The organism is Anabaena lutea FACHB-196 (assembly GCF_014698305.1).
Taxonomy (GTDB): Bacteria; Cyanobacteriota; Cyanobacteriia; order Cyanobacteriales; family Nostocaceae; genus Anabaena; species Anabaena lutea.
The window spans coordinates 1-15,999 of the sequence record NZ_JACJST010000009.1; the positions used below are offsets into that span (position 1 = coordinate 1).

The window sequence follows — 15,999 nt, forward strand, 5'->3', positions numbered from 1 at the left end:
TCTGGTAATGCAGGTGGGGATGACCTCAAGGGTGAGGATGGCAACGACGTTCTCAATGGTGGTAGTGACAACGATGAGCTTTACGGTGGTAACGGTAATGACTCCTTAATTGGAGTCGATATCGCTAACGTTAGCTCAAGTACAAGAGACTATCTCAATGGAGGAAGTGGAAGCGATCGCTTTATACTTGGTGATGCAACTTGGATTGGTTACGATGACGGCAATAGCACAACTAACGGTAACAGTGACTATGCTGACATTGCTGACTTTAACCCCACTGAAGGTGATGTTATTCAACTTCAAGGAACAAGCAGTAATTACCTTCTGACTATTTCCGGTGCAGACACTCAAATATTAATAAATAAACCAGGAACAGAACCAGATGAACTCATTGGAATAGTCCGAAATCAAACAGGCTTGAGTCTGACTGCTAATTACTTTGTCTACAATCAAAACCAACCACTGCCTAACATCACCCTAGCTGTATCTCCTGCCAGCGTCACCGAAGACGGAACAGGCAATCTAGTTTACACCTTCACCCGCACAGGTAGTACAACAAATGCCTTAACCGTTAACTACAGCATAGCTGGCACAGCAGTGAGTACCGACTATACTGGTGCAACACCTGGAACAGGAAAAACCATCACCTTTGCAGCTGGAAGTAGCACAGCAACCTTAACAATAGACCCCACCGCAGATACCACAGTTGAAGCTAATGAAACTGTGGCTTTAACTTTAGCCACAGGTACAGGTTACACCATTGGTACAACTACAGCGGTAACGGGAACTATTACTAATGATGATTTTCCCATCATTACTGTTGTTGCTACAGATGCCAGTGCAACCGAAACCGCAACAGGTGTAACAGCTAATCCGGGAGTATTTACCCTCACTAGAACAGGTGTCACAACTAATGCCCTGACTGTAACCTACACCACCGCAGGAACAGCCATCAAAGGTACAGACTACAGCAACCTAACTGGAACAGTTACTTTTGCCGCAGGTAGTAGCACTGCAACTGTGACAGTTAACCCTATTGACGACACCATCGTTGAAGGTACAGAAACAGCTATCCTCACCTTAGCCACTGGTACAGGATACACCCTTGGTACAGCTAAGACTGCCACTGTCAATATCGCTGATAATGACTCTTCAGGCATCACTATTAACCTTAGTGCTGACCAGACGATAGTTGAAGGTAACACAAACCCGCAAAACGCTACTTATACCGTTACTCTTTCCAACACCAGCACCCAAACCATTACCGTGAACTATGCAACTACTAACGGTACAGCGATAGCAGGTTCAGACTATACCAACACTACAGGAACATTAACCTTTAACCCAGGGGTAAAAACTCAATCCATCATTATCCCCATTGTTAATAATTCCATCAATGAAGCCAATGAAACCTTTACTCTAACGCTGACTTCTCCTACCAATGCTAGTTTGGGTACGAAAACCAGCGCCATTACAACCATAACCGATACCCTCGTTACCTCTGTTACCACTACCCTACCAACCAACGTAGAAAACCTGACTTTAACAGGAACAACGGCTATCAACGGTACAGGTAATGCCGGAGATAACGTCTTTAAGGGCAATAGTGCCAATAATACCCTGACAGGTCTGAATGGTAATGACACCTATGCTTTTGTCGCTAATACCGCTTTAGGAACTGACACCATTACCGAAACAGCAACGGGAGGAATTGATACTATTGACTTTGGTGGTACTACTGCCTCTGTGAAGGTGAATCTGGGTGTGATCACATCACAGACTGTTAATAGTAATCTTAAACTCATTCTTTCTGCTAATAACGTTATCGAAAATGCCACGGGTGGTACAGGAAATGACCGTCTCACGGGTAATGCACTGAATAATATCCTGAGTGGTGGTGATGGAAATGACCAACTGCAAGGGTTGGCGGGAAATGATACCCTCCAAGGAGGAGCAGGTAATGATATTCTCAACGGTGGAACCGGTAATGATAGCCTCTGGGGAGGACTCGGTGATGATATCCTCACGGGAGGAGTTGGTAATGATAAATATCTGTTCCAAGGGAGTGGAGTATTTAGTCCTAGCTTAGGTGTTGATTACATTAGCGAGTTTGAAGCGGGACTAGACCAGATTGTATTAAGTAAAACCACTTTCAACGCCATTACTAATACTGTGGGACAAGCGTTAACTGATTTTGCGGTTGTCACTGATGATCAATTTGTGGACGCTAGTAATGCTCGTGTTGTCTTTAGTCAAAGCAGTGGTAGTTTGTTCTATAACCAAAATGGCAATGTTTTGGCTGCAACCGCAGTGTTTGAATTTGCTTATTTAGGTAATTCTGATATCACTCTCAGTAGTAGTAATTTCAGTTTGGTTGCTTAGTAATCGTAGGGGTTTAGCATTGCGCTTTACCCTTACTAATCGTTGCTGATTCAAAATATGAATTTAAGCTCACGCAGAGGTGCAGAGAGGAAAAGTTTATTCTCGTTCCCAAGAGTCAGAGCCTCTACGATAGCATTCCCAGTCGGAGACTGGGAACGAGATAATTTATTCCCTGGATTCTGGATTCTGGATTCTGGATTCTGGATTCTGGATTCTATCTGCGGACGTAAATACCTCATTTTGAGGACGCAAGATACTTTATCAAAGCCAATAACCTGTACTATAGAAAAGCTAATAATTCTGTATATTTTGTTTCAAAATAGGAAATAAGCAGTGCTACCAAATAAGCCGCCGACTAGCAACCAAACTCAACGTTGGACAATTTCTCAACTTTTTGGCTTAACAAAGCGTCATCCTTTGATGATTTATCGCTGGGTTCTCTGCTGGGTTGCTGTAGGGACTGTAAGTGGTTTATTTGCTGGTTTGTATTGGAATATTCTCGAATTGATTACTCATCAACTGCGAAATTTTCAAGGTTTGAGTCTACTGTTCATTATGCCGCTGAGTGGTTTATTAATTGGCTTAGTGATTCATCTTCTGGGAAATCCAGGTGAAATCGCTGTAATTGTTGATAATATTCACTTTCGTGGTGGTAGGCTAGATACTCGAAAAAATCCGGCAATGATTCTCACTTCTCTTGCTAGTATCTCAGCAGGTGGTAGTGCAGGGCCAGAAGCACCATTAGTACAAGTAACTGGTTCTTTTGGTACTTGGGTAGGCGATCGCTTAAAACTCCAAGGAGAAGACCTCAGATCTATCAGTTTAGCAGCGATGGCGGCTGGCTTCACTGCTTTGTTTGGCTCACCACTGGGAGGTGCAATGTTCGCCCTAGAAATTTTGCATCATCAGCATATTGTGGAATATTACGAAGCACTAATGCCTGCAATTGTCGCTAGTTGTGCTAGTTATTTGGTGTTTGCAGCCATTACCCATTTAGGAATTGCGCCAACTTGGACTTTTCCCCAATACAACTTAAATAATATTGATGATTTTGCTGTAGCGATCGCCTTTGGTCTTTTAGGGACAGTAGCAGGCTGGATTTTTATGGCGATTTTTCGCAATTGCGATCGTCTATTTAACATTATCCCCGGCCCTATTTATATACGTACCACAATCGCCGGCTTAGGAATTGGCACTTTAGCATTTATTATGCCACTTACCCGTTATTTTGGGCATGAAGAACTAGAAACTGTCGTTAATAGCAACTTTCCAGCTATTTTCTTATTACTCCTAGCTTTGGGTAAAATGGCTGCCATTAGCATGACTGTTACAGGAGGCTGGCGTGGTGGATTTATTATTCCTCTATTTTTTACTGGTGCTTGTATAGGTAAAGCAGTAGCAATCTTAATTCCGGGAGTTAATCCAGCACTAGCGATGATTTGTACAATGGCGGCGATTAATGCAGCAGTAACCCGCACACCAATTAGCACCACTTTGCTGCTATCGAAATTAACTAACTTTAGTCCGTTCACACCCATACTCTTTGCTAGTTTGATGGGATTTTTTCTCGCGCCGAAAGTTCCCTTAATTGCATCTCAACTCAAGAACCAAACAGAGGTAGTTCATTAGCTTTAAGAAAACGGACTACCCTCCTAACCCACCCTACGATTTTTGGGTAATTTATTTTTTGGTGTTCCCTAAAAACTCTCCCAAACTCGGCACATTTACCCAACTTCCTAAATCATTTGATTGATGAGATAAATCCATTAATAATTGCGAATAAACTCCTTCTCGCAAAGATGGTGTAATTTCCTGCTGAGTTTCAATTCCTTTTACCCATTCATCTACGACACGAAGAAATGCACAAATCCGACCATCATTATAATGTTGGGGAAATAGTAATTGTTTAGGAATTTCTATTTCTGTTAAAGGTTCACCAGGTTGAAAACTCCAAACTCGGAAACCGTGAATATAATCTTTTTGATTATCATTACCTAAAATTATTGTACCTTTATCTCCATACACTTCTACTCGATGAGTTCTTTCTGCATGAACAACTGCACTAATAGCAACTTGACAAGGTGTACCATTTGCTAATTCCAGAGATAACATACAAGTATCATCTGTATTTACTGCTTTTAATTCTCCATTGGCTGGGTCAATTCTTTCGGTAATTGCTGTACTTAAATGGGCGTTTAATTTGTGAACTGTTCCAAATAGCCAATTAATATAATCAAAAGCATGGGAACCTAAAGATCCTAATGCACCACCACCTTGATCTTTTGCAGAATACCAATTCCAAGGACGGGAAACATCAGCGCGGGAAGCACCCAACCAATCAATTTTAATTAAGCGGATATTTCCTACATAATTTGAGGAAAGAAGTTGTGCAAAAAATTGCCATGCGGGGATAAAGCGAAATTCAAAATCTACAGTTGCAATTACACCTTTATTTTTTGCTAACTGATATAATTCTTTGGCTTCAGTTGCATTTAAAGTAACGGGTTTTTCTAGTAAGAGATGTTTACCAGCTTCTAAAACTTTTTTAGCCATTTCATAATGTAAAAATGGCGGTGTGGAAATGCTGACTGCGTGAACTTCTGATAAGGCGAGAATTTCTGTTAAGCTATCACTAGCATAGGGAATATTATTCGCTGTAGCAATAGATTGAGCTTTATTTATATCTCGATGATAAACAGCGACTATTTCAGTTTTGTGATGTGCTTGAAATGCGGGAATATGTACTTTTTGACCAAATCCAGTCCCGACAATTGCGACCCCAATCATAAGCAGTTAAAATTTTCAGTAAGAGTTCAAAAGATATATACAGCAGATTGCAGATGAATGAGGTACAGAATCTAAATTGAAACCTAGACACATTTGCCAGTTTTACTCCTGACTCCTGAATTCTGCTGTAATTAAAACCTGAGAATTTCCCGGTCATAGTTTTCTGGTAAGGGTTCAATTTCCCAAACTATACCTTCTCCTGGTTCTAATGCTACATCTACAAATATTGATTGTACCGCAGTTGTGGCTACAGCTTCATTATCAGGGAAAGGTTGTAAATCTTCGGTGAGAAGTCGGAGTTTAAAACCACCGGGTATGGTTGCAGCGATAGTGAGGTTACGCAATTCAAAGCGCCAAGTTTCTTCTGTTTGGGGTATGACTAGTAATTCGTATAGTTGTCCGGCAATTTCTAATTGTCGAAATAGGGTTTGCTGTGGTTGAGTTTCTGTTACACTTCTAGCACTAGCTGCACCCATTTCTAAATTCAATTTTCCCCAACCTATATTTTCCGCAATTTCAGATATACCAGTTTCTAACCATTGTAAAATAGACCATTGTTCTGGTAGTCCTAAACGCTTTTGATATAGGCTTTTTCGCCAACCACCATTTTCAATTAATGCACCCCATAAAGGAAAAGGAATTGCTAACCGAGGGGTGATTATTTCTGGATTTGCTAACCGAGTAATTAGGTTTTGAGCTTGTGTTTGTGGTAGATGTGGTAGTGGAGTAATAGCGGTGTGTGTGGTTTCATTTGGACAAAGCTGTAATGTTAATGTTAACACATTGATATCTGGGATAATATCACTTGCATCTAGGGAATAAGTGCGTTCACCTGCATCATAACTACCTTTTGTTTTAAGCTGTGCATGGGTACAATAACCCCAAATTTTCACATAACCATCTTCTGGTTCTACTTGTACAGCTAAATAATAATCTCCTACCCAGTTTGGTATATCCACCCATTCTTGAGGTACGCGGAATTCACTCAAATCAATTGTGTCTTGAGGAACCAAAATCAATTTTTTGGAGTCTACTATAACCGCAGTTCCATTTACAAATTCCCAAAAACTGGATAATGCTGTGGTATTTGGCCATATCTTTGCTTGTGGTGTCAAATCTTCTTGCAACCATTGCAAGACAGCACTCAGACAAAGTTCATTTATATAAGCTTGATAGCGTGAATATGAGTTAGAAAAAGATTTATTGGGAAGTATCGCTTGTTGTCGGGTGGTGTTAGGAATTTCTAAAATTAAATCTGTCGGGTTCGCAAAGGTTAGCATAGTTGTTGATTGGTGATTGGTGATTGGTGATTGGTGATTGGTGATTGGTAATTGGTAATTGGTAATTTTCCCCGCGTCCCCGCGTCCCCGTTTCCCCGCGTCTCCCTATTCCCTGCTGTAATAATTTTGTAGCCATTCTTCCATTACTATACTCATATTTTTGAGTAGGTCTGAAGTGATGGAAATATGCAGTGTGTCTCGACTCCAGTTCGCTAAGGATTTTAATAAACATTCTTGGGCTTTTTTCAGTCGTCGAGAGACGGTATATTGCTGCATTTCTAAGTGTTTGGCAATTTTGTCTTGGGTTAGCTGCTGACGGTAATATAATTGCAATATTTGCTGTAATTGTGGTTCTATTTCGGATATTGTTGTTATTAAGACTAGATTGATTTCGCTTTGCTGGCTATTTCTGGTTGCTGCTTCTTCTTGGGCGATAATTTCGTTAACTAAAGACTCTTGTTGTAAGCCGGGAAGATTATCTAACCACTCTAAAGAATCATCTCCACCTTTGGGAGTGTTGAGAGAATTGTGTGTGGGATAAAGATATTTGCGGATAGCTTTAGCAGTATTTAGCAGCCATTTTTCCAGGGTTTGGGGATTTACCTGTTGATTGCTTTGAGAATTATAACTTAAGAAGATCGCATTCCAAGTTGCTAAATCTGGGGGAGGAAGTTGACGAGACGTACCTGTGGGAGAGGGAACATAGCACGTTTTCAAGCATTCCCAAGCCAGTACATAAGCTGACACCTCACTGGGAGATAAACCAGCAGTTTCTAAAGACTCTAGCAACCGCTTTTTCGTAATTTTCCGCAATAATCCCCAATCTGTGCAGATATCAACTTCATGACGTTGACGCAAAGTCTCTCGAATAGAATTACTAAAAATCGTAGTTGCGTAATTTTTGAGAGTAAAGCTGTGATTTGGGTTAAAACCTTGGAAAATTTTCTCAACTTGGGAAATAGCAATTTGAAAGCAGTCGGAAAGTTGATACTGCGTACTAGCAAAACTTGTAACTGTTTTTTGGGATACCCAATAACAAGATTCCTGTAAGTAAGCGGTGAGATGTTCTTCCGCTAAAGGCTGAGTTTCTGTAACCTGCCAAAACTTATACCAATATAATGCCCAGAACGATTCCGAATCAACACTTTCTTGGGGTGTGCGGTTGAGACAATTTTGCATACTGCGCCTTAGTTTAGAGTCTATCGCCCAATTGCCAAAGCGATCGCTAGTAAATTGCACAAAAGTTGAAAAAATTTCAATGATGTCTTTTCGAGATTGCATAAAAAATAATTACTCTACCTATATAACCAGTGAAGGCGTTGATAAAGCTTTCACAAACAAACTTTACTACAACAAAAGATAACTATGTTTCGCCAAACAATAAAATCTTTAACAATTGGGATTATAACTGCCCTCACTGCTACAACTAGCACCTTAGCACAAGTACCAACATTGCAAAATTTGCACCTAGTTCAAAAATCCAGCTTTACCTGTGAACCTCATCTTCGTACTTACATTGTCAAACCATTAGATAACCGTCAAGGTTTTGGTATTCGCTGCGTTAAATTTAGTGGAGGTAAACCAAGTAACACTATTCCCCGATTAGCATGGTACGGAGAAGGTAATTGGGGTGGTGCAAAATATCGTCATCTCGGACAAGCAATTTACAGAGGTTCTAACCTTGTTGGTTTTGCCTCAGATATTCATGGTAATGGCGAAGATATCAACAATAATTTTCCCGGAAATCTCCAAATTCAAGTCCTAAGTTCATCGACAATTCGTGTTACTGGTGCATGGAATGAAGAATGGCAATTAGTCAAATCTACCAACTACAAACCCTTACCAAGGCCAAGAACTTGTGGTGGATATTTAGATGAATACAAAGTTTCTGACTTGAATGGAAATCGTCAAGGTGAAGGATTGCGTTGTGTTCTCCGCTTCGGACAAAAAAACACAACCTGGTTTGGTAATGGTAATTGGGGAGGAACAACTTATTCCCACATAGGAACCCGTTCATTGAATGGTTACGGTGCAAGTGATATTTGTGCTACTGGTTTTGGTCCAATTTGCAACACTTTTGGTTATGGTTCTTTGAAATTAACTCCTGTAAATGGTGGTTTTAATGTTACAGGTGCTTGGAGTGAAAAGTGGCGTTAATTAATTCATCCAATTTTGGATTGTGAAAAATTTACTGTTAATGGCTTTAGTCTTTTCATTTTTTCGCTGTAGATAAACACAAATAATCGAGAGTTACTAAAATGTTAAAACGTTCTTTCAATATTACGGCTGCTAGTTTAGCTTTAGCTACTGCTTTAGTTAATCCTGCTATTGCTGCACCAGGAGATTTTGTCGGTACTTGGGTAAACAAAGATGCCAATACTCGCGGCATTACTCGCTTAGTAATTACTTCTGCTGGTAACAATACATTAAATATTCAAGTATTCGGTCAATGTCATCCTACAGACTGTGACTGGGGAACTAAAAAATTAGTCACCTATGGACTCAATATCCAAGACACTAATCATACCTACGCAACAGCAAATTATAATCAAAGTTTTGCCAACTCGCTATTAACATTAGATCTTGCTGGTAAACAAATCATGTTGCAAGGTTACACCCAATTTTTAGATAATAGCGGACGGCAAAATTATTACTCACGCGATTACTTTCAAAGGCAAACTAAAGTAAAATTTCCTGTTGATATTCGCACATTTCCTATTAAGTAGGTCAATTTAATTAAACATCAAATATCTGTAGGGTGGGTTACGCTATCGCTAACCCACAATTATCCTAATTTTAAGGTACAAGTCTATATTCTTCTACATCACCCTTAAAAACAAACCAAGTTGAAATAGAATCACCACCCTCTTGAGGTTTCAACTTATCCTTAAAAGTAACTTTCCAATGATCACCGCCATAATAATTAGCACTTTTAGGATCACTAGAACCTCTATCAACAGTTGTGGCAAAATATGTCTGACCGGCTCGTGCTAAGAATGTAGGATCACTTTTTTTCAGGTCTTTAAATTGTTGTGTGCTTTGCTTAAAAGTAGTAGTACCAATATTATCCTTGATTCTTAAAATGCTAGGCATTGATGCATCTCCTACAATTGTTGGTTAAAGCTGGCATACTTTAGTAATTGATTTTTACAATCAACTAACTATATTATATAATACCAATAGTCAGATTACTTAAAAATTCCCTGACATTAAAAATGTTAATATGACAATTTTTTATCGCAATGGTAAAATTGATATATATTCATCTTCTGGTTTATATTCTGGAAATATCATTGTCTAACATTGCTCTTTAAAATTATTTTTCTTATCTGGTGAAAATCTTTGAATTGCTTCTATTAACTCTTGACTAGACTTTTGCCCATTAACCATTAATCTAGGAATTTTATAATTGTCTTTTAAACAACTATAGTTGAGTAATCTATCATTATATAGATATGCAGATAAATAATACTTATTCACATATCGAAGCACCTGCTTATTATAAGCACCATAGGGATAGGCAAGATGAGATGCTACTTTTTGTTCAGGATCTAAATCTTCTGTACATTTTCTTAATTTAATTCTAGCTAGTAATAGTTCTTTTACTATTTCCTGCTGAGAAATATCTGTCAAATTCTTATGATTATCGCCATGAGATTGAATATCAAAAAAACCTTTTTGCAAACCCGCTCTTAAATCTTCACATCCTAAGTGAGTTGAACTCATATTATCCTCATTTGCTAATGTACCTGGATTCACAAATAAAACTACCTTAACTTTTTTGCCATATTTCTTTTCCAGTTTAGATAAAATTGGTAATAAATTTGTGTATACTGTTTTATAGCTATCATCAAATGTCAGCATAATAGCATTCTTGTTACGATACTCATAGGGTACTTCTCTAGATTTAGTGAGAAAAAAATCATATAAATCTTGGCTAGTTAAAAACCAATAATCTTGAACTACTAAATACTCTAATAATTTTTCTAGCTCTTTTTGTTTATAGTCCATATCTAATTTTTTGAATTGACGAATATCGGTTTGAGAAACTATGCGATGAAAACCCAAAATAGGTATTGTCGGTGGATTATAACCGGGATTCAGTAAAGGAAACATCATGACTATGAGTAGGAACAAACCGATAGGAAAAGAGTTATTTTTTGGAGAAGTACTGTTTTGATCATGATTATCTTCAGTCATTTTAAAATTGTTACCTATTTGTAAAAATGTGTGGTAATTTTGAAACCAAAATATTACCATATATAATACAATATTAAACTTAAAAGTAAACTTCTATGTAGTAGGTTGGGTTGACGCAAGGAAACCCAACAGTATCAAGATTTTGTTGGGTGGCGCTGTCGCTTAACCCAACCTACAATTTTTATAAAATCCAAATTTAATATGTGTCCACGCGGTGTTGCTACCAGTCAATTAAATCAAGTTCAAAAAACAATCACTGCTAAACTGTGGTTGTTACTAGTGGGAGTGAACCAATATCAAGATCAACAACTTCCTTCTTTACGTTATTCTGCTGTTGATTGTCAGGGACTAGCTGAAGCTTTGACTAGTGCAACACAGCAGCAATTTTCCCAAACCGAAATGGTAATTTTACATGATTTTACTCAACAATTACCACTTTTAGCAACTGTTACCGCTATTCTACAAAAAATTACTACTACTGCTCAACCACTAGATACAATTCTCTGTTATTTTTCTGGTCATGGAATCATAAATCCTGAGACACAGGAAGCATTTTTATGTTTAGCAGATACCCAAAAAGACAACATTCAAAATACAGGTTTAGCCGTTAAAGAACTGTTACAAATATTAGGCAATAGCAAAGCACAAAATCAGTTAATTTGGCTTGATGCTTGTCATAGCGGTGGAATGACGCTGAGAGGAATAAATCCGACACCGCAATTAGTGGAAATATTACAACAACTTGCATCCAAAAGTAAAGGTTTTTATGCCTTACTTTCTTGTGATACCAATCAGCAATCTTGGGAATTTAGTGAACTAGGACATGGAGTATTTACTTATTATTTAATAGAAGCTTTAAAAGGCAAGTCTGCAAATGCACAAGGGCTGATTTCTGCTGATGGAATTTACAATTATGTTTTTCACAAAACCTTACAATATATAGATAAAATTAACCAGCAATTACGGTTAATTAATCAGCAAAAAAGAGGCAAAGGAGAAACTCAGCTTTTTAGTGAATATCCATTGCAAACGCCAAAGCGAATTGTGGAAAGTGTGGGAGAATTAATTCTAGGAAAAATTCCCGAAATTCCTGCTTCTTATCCTTCCAGAACTGCGTTAGTAATTGAGGGAAGTAGTAACTCACAAACTACATTAGATTTTAGTAAAATATTGGCTAGTGCTGGTAATTTTGATTTACAGTATTTACCGCTGACAGAAACTACAACATCCCAAGATGTACAAACAGAAATTCAAGAATTTTTAAATTCAACCAGTGAACAGCAGCGCACAGCTTTGTTATATTTGCGGGGACGATTAGAGGAAACTTCCACAGGTGAAGCAGCATTAATTTTATTAGAAGAAATATGCTTGAGTCGTTCTTGGTTACGTCAACAGTTACGTCATTCTCAAGTTACTCAACAAATCATTATTTTAGATTGTCCAGAAACTGCTATTTCTGCTATTCAAGAATGGGTAGAAGATTTGCAAATCGGCACTGCAAAAGGACAATGTATCATCGCTGCAAACTCTCCTAAAAATAATTCTGAACAATTTACCGAAGCGCTAATTACTACTTTAAAATCAGCATCTCAAGCAACTGGTTTATCGGTAGCTGGTTGGATTACTCAATTACAAGTATATCTGGCTGGTTTCTTAAATTTGCAAATTTGGCTTTCAGGTACACAGGGAGTAATAGAAATAATTCCTGGAATTAGTGGTACAAGCACTTACAAAGCAGGATTGGATTTAAAAATTTGTCCTTATCGAGGTTTACGCGCTTTTGGTGAAGAAGACGCACAATTTTTTTATGGTAGAAAATCCTTAACTCAACAATTAATTAATGAATTAGCACATAAATCATTTTTAGCAGTAGTTGGTGCTTCTGGTAGCGGTAAATCTTCTGTAGTTCAAGCAGGATTAATTGCTAAATTACGCTTGGGAAAACAACTACCAGGAACTGATACTTGGTTAATAAAAAGTTTGCGTCCTGGTTCACGTCCATTACAAACCTTATCCCAAAAAATTGCCAAGGTGGGGACTACAGAAAATGAAAGTTTTAATTCTTCTCATCTTTTATTAGAAGGAGTTTTATATCAAGGTGTAGAAGGGTTTGTTTATTGGTTACGCAATCGCATAGAATCAATTATAGTTTTAGTAATTGACCAATTTGAAGAATTATTTACTCTCGCACCAACGGAAGATAGAAACAAATTTTTAGAATTGATTTTAGGAGCGTTAAAATATGCCCCGGATAGATTTAAATTAGTAATTACCTTACGTGCTGATTTTATCGCCCCTTGTTTGGAAGTTCCAGAACTAGCTAATTTATTACAAAATTCTAGTGTTTTAGTCCCACCAAAATTGAGTGATGATGATTATCGTCGTGTGATTGTTAATCCAGCAGAACAAGTGGGTTTAAAAGTAGAAACGGGACTGGTAGAAATTCTGTTACAAGAGTTAAATCATTCAGCGGGAGATTTACCGTTATTAGAATTTGTTTTAGAACAGTTGTGGGAATTTCGCCAAGCAGGTGAGTTAACTTTAAATGCTTATCAGCAACAAGTAGGAGGAATTAAAGGTGCGTTGGAGAGGAAAGCACAAGCAGTTTATGAAGGTTTAGATAAGCAATCGCAAGAGTGTAGTCGGTGGATTTTTCTGTCATTAACGCAATTAGGAGAAGGGACAGAAGATACTAGACGCAGGGTTTTTAAGTCTGAGTTGGTAGTGAAAAAATATCCTCAAGCTTTGGTGGAAAAAACTCTGCAAGTTTTAATTGCAGCGAAATTAATCGTGGTGAATGTAGACGAAGAGACAGGAAATGGAAAAGGTGAGGAAATACAACCACTTTCCCCAACTGGTTTAGTGACAATAGAGGTAGCACATGAAATTTTGATTCGTCATTGGTCAACTTTACGCTGGTGGCTGGAGGAAAATCGTAGTAGACTGCGATCGCAACGTCAAATTGAACAAGCAGCTAGTTTATGGAAACATCACCACGAACAGGCTGATTTTTTGTTACAAGGTATCCGTTTAGCAGAAGCTGAAGAAATTTATGTGCAGTACACAGATGAATTATCTTTGGATGTGCAGAATTTCATTGCTGCTTGTTTAGATGCACGAAAGCAAGACCAACTCGAACAGAAAAAGCGCCTCAGACAAGCACAAACTGCGGTGGCTGTAATTAGTATTCTGGGCATTTCTGCCAGCATTTTAGGCGGTTTTGCCTATTTCCAAAAACAAGCAGCACAGTTGCGAGAAATTGCCGCTTTAAATTCTTCATCAGCAGCATTATTATTATCTAATCAACAATTAGAGTCTGTAATTGCTAGTGTGAAAGCTGGAAGAGAAGTTAAACAAGTTTTTGCCCCAAATCAAGATATTCAAATAGCAACTGTAGCAACTTTGCAACAAGCTATTCAACAAACTCAAGAAGTCAATCGTTTACAAGGTCACAATCAACAAGTCAATGCAATTAAGTTTAGTCCCAATGGTAAAATCTTGGCTTCTGCAAGTGATGATCAAACAGTAAAACTTTGGACTCCTGAAGGTAATTTAATTACAACTATTACAGGATTTGAAAACAGAATTACAGCTATTGATTTTCGTCCTGATGGTAAATTGCTGGCTGTTAGTACAGGTAAGAATATCAAAATCTACACGCTGGATAGCAATTTTAACTATAAATTAATTACTGATTTAGTTGGACACAATGATATTATTACTGATATTAACTTTAGTCATGATGGTAAATTAATTGTTTCTAGCAGTTTAGATAAAACGATCAAATTATGGCGAGTTGATGGTACTTTAATCAAGACATGGAATGCTGATAATGGCTGGGTAAATACCGTTAGCTTTAGACCTGATGATCAGATAATTGCTTCTGGTGGTGAAGATAATTTAGTAAAACTTTGGCAAACTAATGATGGTAAATTAATTAAAATATTAGCAGGACATCAATCACGTATTACTAAAGTTAAATTTAGCAATAATGGTAAATTTATTGCTTCTGCTAGTGGTGATAAAACTATTAAAATATGGAATACAGAAGGAAAATTATTACAAACTTTAGAAGGACACAGCGAACAAATCAACAGTATTAATTTTAGTCCGGATAATCAAATCATAGCTTCTGCATCTGCTGATAATAATATCAAACTTTGGCGTTTAGATGGTAGTTTGTTAAATACCTTCAAAGGTCATGGTGAACAAGTTAGAGATGTAAGTTTTAGCCCAGACGGTAAATTTGTCGCTTCTGTAAGTGCAGATAAAACTATTAGATTATGGCAAGTAACAGTTAATCAACCACAATTAGATGATATTAATAGCGTGAGTTTTAGTAAAGATAAAATATTTGCTGCTGGTTGGGATGGAAAAGTTAGCATTTTGCAAAAAAATCACCTTACTACATTTCAAGCACATAAAGATATTATCAATGCTGTAGCTTTTAGTCCCGATCATAAAATATTAGTAACAGCAAGTGCTGATAAAACTATTAAAATTTGGAATTCCCAAAATTATCAACTCCTGAAAACAATCACAGGACATCAAAACCGAGTTACAAATATTAGCATCAGTCCAGATAATCAAATGCTTGCTTCTGGTAGTGCTGATAAAACCATTAAACTTTGGCGTTTAACAGATGGTAAATTATTAAAAACTTTCACAGGACATACTGATGAAGTGACAAGTGTTGATTTTAGTCCTGAAAGTCAAATCATAGCTTCTGGAAGTTCCGATAATACAGTAAAACTTTGGCGAATAAATGGTACTTTAATTAGAAATATTACAGGACATGGTTTAGCTATTTCATCCGTAAAATTTAGTCCTGATGGAAAAATTCTTGCTTCTGCTAGTTGGGATAATAATATCAAAGTTTGGAATGTAAATACAGGGAAATTAATTCATACTCTCACAGGACATAATGACGGGGTAACTAGTCTCAGTTTCACTACTGACGGACAAATTTTAGCTTCTGGAAGTGCTGACAATACTATCAAATTATGGAATGTGGAAACGGGTACTTTAATCAACACATTATTAGGATATCCAAATCAAGTTAACAGCGTTAGTTTTAGCCCTTACAGCAAAATATTGATAAGTGGTGGTAAAAATGCTGGGGTGATGCTGTGGAATTTAGATTTAGATAATTTGTTGCAAAAAGGATGTACTAAAATATCAAACTATCTTCAAAATAATCCAAATGTGAGAGAAGATGAACGTCATATTTGCAATTAATTGTTCCGGTTAATTAATTCTGTAGCTGCGCTTTAGCTCCCCTCCCCGCTCTTTCGTGGAGGGGTTCTTTGATTATGGGTAATTTGGCGGACATGATATAACCCGGTTTTTT

The 15,999-nt window shown here is 37.5% G+C and carries 11 protein-coding genes; 5 read left to right on the plus strand and 6 right to left on the minus strand.

The window, feature by feature from the left end; genetic code table 11:
* Both H6G59_RS11425 and H6G59_RS11430 read left to right on the plus strand, forming a co-directional pair.
* Nucleotides 1-2,382, plus strand: a 2,382-nt coding sequence (locus H6G59_RS11425) for a beta strand repeat-containing protein (RefSeq protein WP_190714481.1), incomplete at its 5' end; no start/stop codon positions are given.
* Between the two features lie 333 nt (nucleotides 2,383-2,715).
* Nucleotides 2,716-4,011 carry a chloride channel protein gene (locus tag H6G59_RS11430; RefSeq protein ID WP_190714483.1) on the plus strand — a complete coding sequence of 432 codons (1,296 nt, stop codon included), beginning with the start codon at nucleotides 2,716-2,718 and terminating at the stop codon, nucleotides 4,009-4,011.
* 51 nt (nucleotides 4,012-4,062) lie between these two features.
* On the opposite strand, the gene H6G59_RS11435 is transcribed toward H6G59_RS11430, so the two are convergent.
* The 4 genes from H6G59_RS11435 to H6G59_RS11450 form a co-directional block, all read right to left on the minus strand.
* Nucleotides 4,063-5,169 (minus strand): Gfo/Idh/MocA family protein, encoded by a 1,107-nt coding sequence (locus tag H6G59_RS11435; RefSeq protein ID WP_190714485.1) that lies wholly within the window; start codon nucleotides 5,167-5,169, stop codon nucleotides 4,063-4,065.
* 131 nt (nucleotides 5,170-5,300) lie between these two features.
* Entirely contained in the window at nucleotides 5,301-6,449 is a 1,149-nt protein-coding gene (locus H6G59_RS11440; protein ID WP_190714487.1) for a DUF1822 family protein, read from the minus strand.
* Nucleotides 6,403-6,585, minus strand: a complete 183-nt coding sequence (locus H6G59_RS11445) for a hypothetical protein (protein WP_190714489.1) — start codon at nucleotides 6,583-6,585, stop codon at nucleotides 6,403-6,405. The genes H6G59_RS11440 and H6G59_RS11445 overlap by 47 nt, the downstream gene beginning before the upstream one ends.
* Nucleotides 6,555-7,730 carry a sigma-70 family RNA polymerase sigma factor gene (locus tag H6G59_RS11450; protein ID WP_190714491.1) on the minus strand — a complete coding sequence of 392 codons (1,176 nt, stop codon included), beginning with the start codon at nucleotides 7,728-7,730 and terminating at the stop codon, nucleotides 6,555-6,557. The genes H6G59_RS11445 and H6G59_RS11450 overlap by 31 nt, the downstream gene beginning before the upstream one ends.
* An 84-nt stretch (nucleotides 7,731-7,814) precedes the next feature.
* On the opposite strand from H6G59_RS11450, the gene H6G59_RS11455 reads away from it, so the two are divergent.
* Both H6G59_RS11455 and H6G59_RS11460 read left to right on the plus strand, forming a co-directional pair.
* Nucleotides 7,815-8,606, plus strand: a complete 792-nt coding sequence (locus tag H6G59_RS11455) for a hypothetical protein (RefSeq protein WP_190714493.1) — start codon at nucleotides 7,815-7,817, stop codon at nucleotides 8,604-8,606.
* 101 nt (nucleotides 8,607-8,707) lie between these two features.
* Complete coding sequence (locus H6G59_RS11460; protein ID WP_190714495.1) at nucleotides 8,708-9,175, plus strand: hypothetical protein; 468 nt, start codon at nucleotides 8,708-8,710, stop codon at nucleotides 9,173-9,175.
* Nucleotides 9,176-9,245: 70 nt separating this feature from the next.
* Here the strand turns inward: H6G59_RS11460 and H6G59_RS11465 are convergent, their stop codons facing one another.
* Nucleotides 9,246-9,542, minus strand: a complete 297-nt coding sequence (locus H6G59_RS11465; protein WP_190714496.1) for a hypothetical protein — start codon at nucleotides 9,540-9,542, stop codon at nucleotides 9,246-9,248.
* Between the two features lie 204 nt (nucleotides 9,543-9,746).
* On the minus strand, nucleotides 9,747-10,649 hold the full coding sequence (locus H6G59_RS11470) for a polysaccharide deacetylase family protein (RefSeq protein ID WP_190714504.1): 903 nt from the start codon (nucleotides 10,647-10,649) through the stop codon (nucleotides 9,747-9,749).
* 201 nt (nucleotides 10,650-10,850) lie between these two features.
* On the opposite strand from H6G59_RS11470, the gene H6G59_RS11475 reads away from it, so the two are divergent.
* Nucleotides 10,851-15,887 carry an nSTAND1 domain-containing NTPase gene (locus tag H6G59_RS11475; RefSeq protein WP_190714506.1) on the plus strand — a complete coding sequence of 1,679 codons (5,037 nt, stop codon included), beginning with the start codon at nucleotides 10,851-10,853 and terminating at the stop codon, nucleotides 15,885-15,887.
* Nucleotides 15,888-15,999 lie beyond the last annotated feature (112 nt).